General features: G+C 73.6%; 6 protein-coding genes, 2 pseudogenes and 1 riboswitch. Of the genes and pseudogenes, 3 read left to right on the top strand and 5 right to left on the bottom strand.

Annotated elements, in window-relative coordinates:
- Nucleotides 1–5 precede the first annotated feature (5 nt).
- A complete protein-coding gene (locus SSOG_RS02045) occupies nt 6–677 on the top strand; it encodes a cobalt-precorrin-6A reductase (RefSeq protein WP_078510564.1) in 672 nt (223 codons plus the stop codon).
- 11 nt (nt 678–688) lie between these two features.
- Here SSOG_RS02045 and cobJ read toward each other — a convergent pair.
- The 4 genes and pseudogenes from cobJ to SSOG_RS55425 form a co-directional block, all read right to left on the bottom strand.
- Nucleotides 689–2,151: pseudogene (gene cobJ / locus SSOG_RS02040) on the bottom strand (precorrin-3B C(17)-methyltransferase).
- Nucleotides 2,152–2,231: 80 nt separating this feature from the next.
- Entirely contained in the window at nt 2,232–2,873 is a 642-nt protein-coding gene (locus tag SSOG_RS02035) for a precorrin-8X methylmutase (RefSeq protein ID WP_039940486.1), read from the bottom strand.
- An 8-nt stretch (nt 2,874–2,881) separates the two neighbouring features.
- On the bottom strand, nt 2,882–3,337 hold the full coding sequence (locus tag SSOG_RS55430; RefSeq protein ID WP_009712522.1) for a hypothetical protein: 456 nt from the start codon (nt 3,335–3,337) through the stop codon (nt 2,882–2,884).
- A gap of 754 nt (nt 3,338–4,091) precedes the next feature.
- A pseudogene (locus SSOG_RS55425) lies at nt 4,092–4,292 on the bottom strand (nitrite reductase); the annotation flags it as partial.
- 88 nt (nt 4,293–4,380) lie between these two features.
- Nucleotides 4,381–4,524, top strand: a riboswitch (cobalamin riboswitch).
- 30 nt (nt 4,525–4,554) lie between these two features.
- Between SSOG_RS55425 and cobN the strand changes: the two are divergent.
- The gene (gene cobN / locus SSOG_RS02025) at nt 4,555–8,184 is read left to right on the top strand and encodes a cobaltochelatase subunit CobN (protein ID WP_009712521.1); all 3,630 of its coding nucleotides are present in this window, start codon (nt 4,555–4,557) and stop codon (nt 8,182–8,184) included.
- 39 nt (nt 8,185–8,223) lie between these two features.
- On the opposite strand, the gene SSOG_RS02020 is transcribed toward cobN, so the two are convergent.
- Entirely contained in the window at nt 8,224–8,463 is a 240-nt protein-coding gene (locus SSOG_RS02020; protein ID WP_009712520.1) for a hypothetical protein, read from the bottom strand.
- Nucleotides 8,464–8,767: 304 nt separating this feature from the next.
- Between SSOG_RS02020 and SSOG_RS02015 the strand changes: the two genes are divergently transcribed.
- Nucleotides 8,768–9,784 carry a cation diffusion facilitator family transporter gene (locus SSOG_RS02015; RefSeq protein ID WP_039936341.1) on the top strand — a complete coding sequence of 339 codons (1,017 nt, stop codon included), beginning with the start codon at nt 8,768–8,770 and terminating at the stop codon, nt 9,782–9,784.
- The last annotated feature ends 25 nt before the right edge of the window (nt 9,785–9,809 follow it).

Below are 9,809 nucleotides of genomic sequence, written 5' to 3'. Positions count from 1 at the left end.
CCGCCCTGCGCGTCACCAGTTCCCTCGCGGGCCGGGTCGCCGAACCGCGACTGCCCGCCGGGCAGGTGCGGATCGGCGGGTTCGGGGGCCCCGAGGGCATGGCCCGCTGGCTCCGTGAGCACCAGGTGGACGCGCTCATCGACGCCACCCATCCTTTCGCCGACACGATCAGTCACAACGCGGCCCGTGCGGCCGCCGCCGTCCATGTTCCCCTGCTCGCCCTGCGCCGCCCCGGCTGGGTGGCGGGCCCGGGCGACCGCTGGCATCCGGCGGCCTCGCTGGAGGAGGCCGCGCGGCTGCTGCCGGAGCTGGGGGAGCGGGTCTTCCTCACCACCGGCCGCATGGGATTGGCCGCCTTCGCCCACCTCACCGCCCCGTGGTTCCTGGTGCGCTCGGTCGACGCCCCGCAGCCACCGGTTCCGCCTCGCATGGAGGTGATCCTCGACCGGGGTCCGTTCACCCTCGAAGGCGAAACCGCCCTGCTGCGCGGCCACCGCATCGACGTCCTGGTCACCAAGGACAGCGGCGCCGGGGCCACGGCACCCAAACTGGCCGCGGCCCGCGACGCCGGAATCCCCGTGGTCGTCGTCCAGCGCCCGCCCGCCCCGGAAGGCGTCCCGGTGGTCAGGACCCCCGCCGAGGCCGTCGCCTGGCTCCGTACGGACGCACACCCCTGAGGCCGGGAGCGTCACCCCTCGGGGTAGCGCCTCGGAGTCCAGACGATCTCGGTGCCGTCGCCGCGGCGGGCGGTGCGCGTCTGGGAGGAGCCGATGAGGAGGATCGTGCGCATGTCCACGTCGGCCGGGTCGAGGTCGGCCAGGCGGATGATGCGGACACTCTCCTCGGGGCCGCCGATGTCACGGCCCAGGACGACCGGGGTGTCCGGCGCGCGGTGCTCCAGGAGGAGTTCCCGCGCCTTGCCGACCTGCCAGACCCGGCTGCGGGAGCCCGGGTTGTAGAGGGCGAGGACCAGGTCGGCTGCGGCCGCGGCGCGCAGACGCTCGGCGATGACCTCCCAGGGCTTGAGCCGGTCGGACAGGGAGACCACGGCGTAGTCGTGGCCGAGCGGCGCGCCCGCGCGGGCGGCCGCGGCGTGGGCCGCGGTCATGCCGGGCAGCACGCGGACCGGGACATCGCGGTACGGCTCCTCGGACGCGGCCTCCAGTACGGCGGTGGCCATGGCGAACACGCCGGGGTCGCCCGAGGAGACCACGGCGACACGCCGACCGCGCCGGGCGAGATCGAGGGCGAATTCGGCGCGTTCGGCCTCGACCTTGTTGTCGGAGGGGTGGCGCCGCTGCCCGGGACGCACGGGAACCCGGTCCAGATAAGTGGTGTAGCCGACCAGGTCCTCGGCCGCGGCCAGTTCACCGCGCGCCTCGGGGGTGAGCCACAGCGGACCGGCCGGGCCGAGGCCCACCACCACGACCTCGCCCGGGCGCCCGGACGCGGAGGCGTCGGGGGCGTCCGGGGTGCCCGGCGTGTCGATACGGCTCGGCAGCACCGCCACCGAGAAGTACGGCACCGACGACGGGTCGACCTCGCCCAGCGACCCGGTGCGCTCCGCGCTCATCGTGGCGCGCTCCACGTACCGCGCGTCGGCGAGCCGCCCCGAACGCTCCAGGGCGCGCCGTACGGTCGGGAAGGTGCGGCCGAGCTTCATGACCGCCGCCGCGTCGGTCGTCGCGAGGCGCGCCGTTCAGCTCCTCCTCGGGCAGCGTGCTCCGGGAGGACCGTCAGCACCTCCTCGCCCTCCACCAGCGGCGCGCCCAGCCGGGCGGCCGCCGCGCTGACCGAGGTGACGCCGGGGATCACCTCGGTGGGGTAGCGATCGGCGAGCCGCTTGTGCATGTGCATGTACGAGCCGTAGAAGAGCGGATCGCCCTCGGCCAGCACCGCGACCGTGCGCCCCGCGTCCAGGTGTGCGGCGAGCCGCGCCGCCGCCTCCGTGTAGAACTCCTCCATCGCGCCCCGGTAGCCGCCCGGATGGTCGGTGCCCTCCGTGGTGACCGGGTAGACCAGCCGCTCCTCGATGTGGTCGGGCCGCAGATGCCGCTCGGCGATGGAGCGGGCGATGCTGCGGCCGTGCCGGGCGCTGTGGTACGCGACCACATCGGCCCCGGCGATGACCTCCACCGCCCGTACCGTCATCAGGGACGGGTCACCGGGGCCGAGGCCCACGCCGTACAGCCGGCCCTTCGCCGCGGGCGTCGCCTGTCGCTGCTGCTCGCTCACTCTTCCTCGCTCGCTATCGCGTTGATCGCGGCCGCGGCGATGGCGCTGCCGCCGCGTCGGCCGCGCACCACCAGATGGTGGGGCGCCGCCGGATGCCCGGCCAGCGCCTCCTTGGACTCGGCGGCGCCGATGAACCCGACCGGTACGCCGATGACGGCGGCCGGGCGCGGCGCGCCCTGCTCGATCATCTCCAGCAGCCGGAACAGCGCGGTGGGCGCGTTGCCGACCGCCACGACCGACCCCTCCAGCCGGTCCCGCCACAGCTCCAGCGCGGCGGCGCTGCGTGTCGTGCCCATGCGCCGCGCCAACTCCGGTACGGCGGGGTCGGACAGCGTGCACACCACGTCGTTGTCGGCGGGCAGCCGCTTGCGGGTGACGCCGCTGGCGACCATCTGCGCGTCGCAGAGCACGGGCGCCCCGGCGCGCAGCGCCTCCCGGGCCCGCGTCACCACCTCGGGCGTGTACGCGAGGTCCTTGACCAGGTCGACCATGCCGCATGCGTGGATCATCCGCACCACGACCTGGCTGACGTCGGCGGGGAGGCCGCCCAGGTCCGCCTCGGCGCGGATGGTGGCAAAGGAGGCGCGGTAGATGGCCGCCCCGTCCTTCTCGTAGTCGAACACTGTGTCCTCGATCATGTCGTTGATCATGCCGTTCCGCGGGCCGTCGCCACGGCGTCGGCCAATTGCTCTGCTGCCACGTCTGTCGCGCCGGCGTCTGTGACGCCGTCCGGCTCCCGCGCGTCGCGCACGGTGAGCCGGTAGTCCGTACCGGAGATGGCCAGTGCGTCCACCCAGCGGCCGCCGGGGTGGCCGCAGCGCCGCTCGCAGCCGGAGAAGTACACCGGCGGCGCGTCGGGGGAGTCCTGCCGCGCATCGCCGGAGCCCTGCGGCGTGTCGGGGGAGCGGGGAGCGCCCGCCACCGCGCGCGCCGCGTGGGCGCGCACATCGGCCAGGGACTTGGCGCAGCCCGGCCGTCCCGTGCACGCGCCGACCCCGACCCACGGGGAGCCCGGATCGGTCACCAGCCCCGCGTTCGGGCCACTTTCCCGGTGCCGCGGCCGCCGCGCCCGTTCCGCGGTGAAGGCCCGGGGAGCACTCACGCCGCGGCCAGGGTGTCACACGCAGCTCACCCGCCCCGCCCCCGGGAGGCCGAGCCCGGGCGAGCAGCCGCCACTGCGCCGCGCCGACCCGGCCCAGCGGAACGAGAACCGACACGGCGTGGCGCCCGTCCGGACCGGACACGACACCCGGCGCGGGCGGCGCGCCGGGTGTCGCATCCCGGCCACTCTGGTCGATCACGTAGGGTTCGACGCCCTCGTCCGCGAGCCGTGCCGCCAAGCCGTCGGCGGTCACGGCGTGTTGCGCGGGCAGCTCGCGCACCCGCCACACCCGCGTACCGCTCGCCCGGACCCGGGCCAGGAACTCCACGGCGGCCAGCGCGGCGGCGCGCGGCGCGTCCCGCCCCCGCACCTCCAGGCCGTCCCCGGGGCCGGATCCCACCCGCAGCACAGCTCCGCCGCCCCGCGTTGCGATCAATGTCACATCCGCGCCGAGTGCGGCGACATCGCCCCGGCCGTCGTCCATCGCGAACAGGAAACGACCCGACAAGCCGGACAACTCTTCCCATGTCCCGGCGCACAGCGCGGTGTCCAACTCCCGTGCCCACGCGGTGACATCGCCGCATCCGGCGCCGTCGAGGCCGCCCAGCGGGGACGCCACGATGTTGCGCACCCGGTCGAACCGGTCGGAGGGGAGCAGTCCGGCGCCCCGCAGCGCGGCCGCCAGCTCGCCGCCGCATGCCGCGTCCAGGCCGCGGACCTGGAGATTGCCCCGTGAGGTGAGGTCCAGCCGACCGTCCCCCAGTTCCTCGCTCGCCCCTGCCAGCGCCCGCGCCTGACCGGCCGTCAGCAGGCCGCCGGGTATCCGGACGCGGGCCAGGGAGCCGTCGTCCGCCGGGTGCAGCCGCAGCGCGCCGGGGCAGGCGTCGTCGCGTCCGCGCGCCCGTGGCGAGGGCGCTTCATCCGCAGGTGGGATGGTTGTCGGGGGGAGGGACATGGCGGCGAGCATACCGACGTCCGATCGGCCCGCACTGTCCCGTGCCAGGTCAGCAACGCCTACTATGCTCTGCGGCGGGCCATCTGGCTCGCTGGACGCTTAAGACGGCGTCAAGACGCACAAGACGGCGTCAAGGGGAGGAAACCGGTGCGAATCCGGTGCGGTCCCGCCACTGTGAGCACGGCAGCCCGCCGTGCGAGCCAGGAACTCCAGCCGTCTTCCAACCCGCCCGGGGCGCGGACCCCGAGGAAGGCGCTGAGCCATGATCCTGCTGCTGTCGACGTCCGACACCGACCTGCTCAGTGCCCGTGCGGCCACGGGCCCGGTGCCGTACCGCCTCGCCAACCCGGCGCGGCTCGCGCTCGACGATCTGCCCGGGCTCCTCGACGGTGTCGAACTCGTCGTCGTGCGGCTGCTCGGTGGCATCCGCGCCTGGGAGGACGGCCTCGAAACCCTGCTCGCGGGCGATCTGCCCGTCGTCGTCCTGACCGGTGAACAGGCCCCTGACGCCCAGCTGATGGAGGCGTCCACGGTACCCGTGGGGATCGCCGCCGAGGCGCACGCCTACCTCGCGCACGGCGGACCCGCCAACCTGGACCAGCTGGCCCGGTTCCTGTCCGACACCGTGCTGCTCACCGGCCACGGCTTCGAACCGCCCGCCCCCGCCCCCACCTGGGGGCCGCTGGAGCGCACCGCGCGCGAGGACGTCACCGGCCCGACCATCGCCGTGCTCTACTACCGCGCCCACCACATGAGCGGCAACACCGCCTTCGTGGAGGCGCTGTGCCAGGCCGTCGAGGACGCCGGGGCCCGCCCGCTGCCGCTGTTCGTCGCCTCCCTCCGGTCCCCGGAGGCCGAGCTGATCGAGGCCCTCGGCGCGGCCGACGCCGTCGTCACCACCGTGCTCGCCGCGGGCGGCACCCGCCCCGCCGAGGCGTCGGCGGGCGGCGACGACGAGGCGTGGGACGCGGGTGCGCTCGCCGCCCTCGACGTCCCCGTGCTCCAGGCGCTGTGCCTGACCTCGCCGCGCAGCGCGTGGGAGGAGAACGACGAGGGTCTCTCGCCGCTGGACGCCGCGACCCAGGTCGCCGTCCCGGAGTTCGACGGACGGCTGATCACCGTGCCGTTCTCCTTCAAGGAGGTCGACGAGGACGGCCTGCCGGTCTACGCCGCCGACCCCGAGCGCGCCGCGCGTGTCGCCGGAATCGCGGTACGACACGCCCGGCTCCGCCACATACCGGCGGCCGACAAGCGCCTCGCGCTCGTCCTGTCCGCCTACCCCACCAAGCACTCCCGGATCGGCAACGCGGTCGGCCTCGACACCCCCGCCAGCGCCGTCGCCCTGCTGCGCCGACTGCGCGCCGAAGGGTATGACTTCGGCCCCGAGGAGGGCGAGGGCGCGCTCCCGGGCCTGGCCTCCGGCGTCGGCGACGAACTGATCTACGCCCTCATCGAGGCGGGCGGCCACGACCAGGACTGGCTCACCGAGGAGCAGCTGGCCAAGAACCCGGTCCGCATCCCCGCCGCCGACTACCGCCGCTGGTACGCCACGCTGCCGCGGGAGCTGCGCGACGCGGTCGAGGAGCACTGGGGCCCGCCGCCCGGCGAGATGTTCGTGGACACCAGCCGCGACCCCGAGGGCGAGATCGTCCTCGCCGCGCTGCGCCACAACAACCTCCTGGTCGTCATCCAGCCGCCGCGCGGCTTCGGCGAGAACCCCATCGCCATCTACCACGACCCCGATCTGCCGCCCTCGCACCACTACCTGGCCGCCTACCGCTGGATGGCGACCCCCGAGGCCGACGGCGGCTTCGGTGCCGACGCCATGGTGCACCTGGGTAAGCACGGCAACCTGGAGTGGCTGCCCGGCAAGAACGCGGGCCTGTCCGCCGCCTGCGGACCCGACGCCGCGCTCGGCGACCTGCCGCTGATCTACCCGTTCCTGGTCAACGACCCCGGCGAGGGCACCCAGGCCAAGCGCCGGGTCCACGCCACCCTGGTCGACCACCTCGTACCGCCGATGGCGCGCGCCGACTCCTACGGCGACATCGCCCGGCTGGAACAGCTGCTGGACGAGTACGCCGCCATCTCCGCGATGGACCCGGCCAAGCTCCCCGCCATCCGCGCCCAGATCTGGACCCTGATCCAGGCCGCCCGGCTCGACCACGACCTGGGGCTGGAGGAGCGGCCCGACGACGAGGGCTTCGACGACTTCCTGCTGCACGTCGACGGCTGGCTGTGCGAGGTCAAGGACGCCCAGATCCGCGACGGTCTGCACGTCCTCGGCGGCGCGCCCACCGGACCCGAGCGCGTCAACCTGGTGCTGGCCATCCTGCGCGCCCGCCAGATCTGGGGCGGTACGTCGGCGCTCCCCGGGCTGCGCGAGGCGCTGGGCCTGGACGAGTCGGCCGCCACCCGCACCGGCGCGGACGAGGCCGAGGAGCGCGCCCGCACCCTCGTCCAGGCGATGGAGGACGCCGACTGGGCCCCGGAGGCCGCCGAGAAGGCCGCCCTGGAGCTGCCCGAGGCGCAGCGGACGGCCGTCACCGCGATCCTGGAGTTCGCCGCCCGCGAGGTCGTGCCGCGCCTGGCCGCCACGACCGACGAGATCGACCACGCCGTCCACGCCCTCAGCGGCGGCTTCGTCCCGGCCGGGCCGTCCGGATCGCCGCTGCGGGGCCTGGTCAACGTCCTGCCGACCGGCCGCAACTTCTACTCCGTCGACCCCAAGGCCGTGCCCAGCCGCCTGGCCTGGGAGACCGGCCAGGCGCTCGCCGACTCGCTGCTGGAGCGCTACCGCGCCGACAACGACGGCCAGTACCCGCGGTCGGTCGGCCTGTCGCTGTGGGGGACGAGCGCCATGCGCACCTCCGGCGACGACGTGGCCGAGGCGCTGGCGCTGATGGGCATCCGCCCGGTGTGGGACGACGCGTCGCGGCGCGTGACGGGACTTGAACCCGTTACTCAGGACCAGCTCGGCCGCCCGCGCGTCGATGTCACGCTGCGCATCAGCGGCTTCTTCCGCGACGCCTTCCCGCACGTCGTCGGGCTGCTGGACGACGCCGTACGGCTCGCCGCGTCCCTGGACGAGGCCGACGACGCCAACTACGTGCGCGCCCACACCCGCGCCGACCTCGCCGAGCACGGCGACGAGCGCCGCGCCACCACCCGCATCTTCGGCTCCCGGCCGGGCACGTACGGCGCGGGGCTGCTCCAGCTCATCGACAGCCGCGACTGGCGCACCGACGCCGACCTCGCCGAGGTCTACACGGTGTGGGGCGGCTACGCCTACGGCCGCGGACTCGAGGGCCGTCCGGCGCGCGAGGAGATGGAGAGCGCGTACCGCAGGATCGCGGTCGCCGCGAAGAACACCGACACGCGCGAGCACGACATCGCCGACTCGGACGACTACTTCCAGTACCACGGCGGCATGGTCGCCACCGTGCGCGCCCTGAAGGGCACCGCCCCGGCCGCGTACATCGGCGACTCCACCCGCCCCGAGACGGTGCGCACCCGCACCCTGCACGAGGAGACCTCGCGGGTCTTCCGGGCCCGGGTGGTCAACCCGCGCTGGATCGAGGCGATGCGCCGCCACGGCTACAAGGGCGCGTTCGAGCTGGCCGCCACCGTCGACTACCTCTTCGGCTACGACGCCACCACGGGCGTGGTCGCCGACTGGATGTACGACAAGCTCGCCCAGACCTATCTGCTCGACCCGGAGAACCGCTCGTTCCTGGAGGACGCCAACCCCTGGGCGCTGCACGGCATGGCCGAGCGGCTGCTGGAGGCCGAGAGCCGCGGCCTGTGGGAGCAGCCGGACCCGGAGGTGCTGGAGCGGGTCCGGGAGCTGTTCCTGGAGACCGAGGGCGGCCTGGAGGGCGGGGACGACTGATCCCCGGGCGATTCCCCGAGTGATCGGACGGGCGGTGGCTCAGCCGGATGACGGCCGGGCCGCCGCCCGGATCCGGTCCGGCCAGGGCGGGCAGTTGACCAGTTCGGTCCACTCGCGGTCGTACGCCCCGGGCACAGCCCGCCCCGCGGACGACCAGCGCTCGACCAGCGCCGCGTAGATCGGTACGCAGCTCGACTGGTGAAGCGTCTGGTGAACCGTTCCGCCTTCGGTGCTCCGGTCCAGCGCTCTGCTCGGCTGCGAGAGAGAACGGCGTCGCATCGTCGTCGTCATGTTCGGCCAACGCGCCGCGCCCCGCGGGGTCACCTCCTTCGCGCCGACCTCACCCGCATCGGCGTGGTCTCGTACGCATCAGCGATCCGTGCTCGTCCGCCCGGGTGACGTCCGCTCAAGGGCCCGGTGGGCTGGGCATTTTCCGGGCGTGTCGCCCCGGCACGACAATGAAAAGCGTTGCCGAATTCATGACGCAATGCCACTTGATAACCGTGTCCATTGCAGTCTTTGGAGAATTCTCCGAAGTACTGTTCAATTGCCGTTGCCCATAAAGCGAGCCGAGGAGGAGCGGGTGGGAGCCCATACGCACGGACACGGCGAGGGTCATGGCGGGCACACGCACGGTGTGGCGGAGAACGCCGATCGCAGGTGGCTGTCCATCGCTCTTGTGCTGATCACCGGCTTTATGCTGGTGGAGGTCGTGATCGGGGTGATCGCGCGTTCGGTGGCGCTGCTTTCCGACGCGGCCCATATGCTCACCGACGCCGCTTCGATCGTCCTCGCGCTCATTGCGATCCGGCTTTCAGCCCGGCCCGCCCGCGGCGGCTATACCTATGGGCTCAAGCGGTCGGAAATCCTTTCCGCGCAGGCCAATGGGCTTTCCCTGCTGCTGCTCGGCGCATACCTCGGCTATGAATCGGTGGAGCGGCTGATCGATCCGCCGGACGTGACCGGTGGTCTGGTGCTGATCGTCGCGCTCGCCGGGATCGTGGTGAACCTCGCGGCGGCGTGGTGCATGTCGAAGGCGAACCGCTCCTCGCTGAATATCGAAGGCGCCTTCCAGCATGTGCTGAACGACCTCTACGCCTTCATCGCCACCGCGATCGCCGGACTAATCGTGGTGACCACCGGCTACGCCCGGGCCGACGCGATCGCCGGTCTCATCGTGGTCGTTCTCATGATCAAGGCGGGCGTGGAACTGCTGCGGGCCTCCGGGCGCGTGCTGCTGGAGGCGGCGCCCGCCGGGGTCGAGCCCGATGAGATCGGGGGTCTGCTGGCCGCCCACGCGGAGGTGGCCGAGGTGCACGATCTGCACGTCTGGCAGATCACCTCGGGCGAGGTCTCGCTGTCCGCCCATGTCCTGGTCGCCGCGGAGGGCGACTGCCACGCGGTCCGGGAGGGGCTGGAGGAGGTGCTGCGTGAGGAGTACGGCATCACCCACACCACGCTCCAGGTGGACCACCTCGACACCCTGGCCCCGCGGCCCCGGGAGGACGGGGAGGAGCACCGCCGCGCGGACGAACCGCTGGTCGAGCACTGTCTGACCGCCCACGGCCCGGTCCACCGCGCGGCGGCGCACGACCACTGATCACGGCCGCGCGCACAGGGCCCGG

The organism is Streptomyces himastatinicus ATCC 53653, assembly GCF_000158915.1.
GTDB lineage: Bacteria > Actinomycetota > Actinomycetes > Streptomycetales > Streptomycetaceae > Streptomyces > Streptomyces himastatinicus.
The sequence above is the reverse complement of the archived record's forward strand: the minus strand, read 5'-3'. Positions and strand labels throughout refer to the sequence as shown.

Bases quoted from the DNA above. Each gene is read 5' to 3' on its own strand.
- SSOG_RS02035 (WP_039940486.1), bottom strand. From the start codon at position 2,873: ATGATCGAGGACACAGTGTTCGACTACGAGAAGGACGGGGCGGCCATC.
- SSOG_RS02020 (WP_009712520.1), bottom strand. From the start codon at position 8,463: ATGCGACGCCGTTCTCTCTCGCAGCCGAGCAGAGCGCTGGACCGGAGC.
- cobN (WP_009712521.1), top strand. From the start codon at position 4,555: ATGATCCTGCTGCTGTCGACGTCCGACACCGACCTGCTCAGTGCCCGT.